General features: G+C 42.3%; 1 protein-coding gene. It reads left to right on the top strand.

Features of this window, described 5'->3' with window-relative positions; genetic code table 11:
• Positions 1 to 241 (top strand): hypothetical protein (locus ACYQ4O_RS13200; protein WP_460175900.1); only part of this gene is annotated, 241 nt, incomplete at both ends.

Genomic DNA, 241 nt, shown 5'->3' on the forward strand with positions numbered 1-241 from the left:
CTGGAACTCAGGTAATTTTTACTCGTGGAGATGGCACTGAGTTTTCTGTTTGGACTCAAGACACCAATACAAATACTTCAAATTGGTCGGTTTCCAACGGTACAAATGGATGGGCTCGTGATAATTCAACCGGTTTTACGATTCAGTGGGGCAAATGCACTCCTAAATCGTGGTTTAATTACCCAAGAAGTTTTAATACTTCCTATCCACCTATTGGCGGCTGGCTTTCTAACGGCAAAAG

The sequence above is a fragment of the Turicimonas sp. TL08 genome, assembly GCF_054660695.1.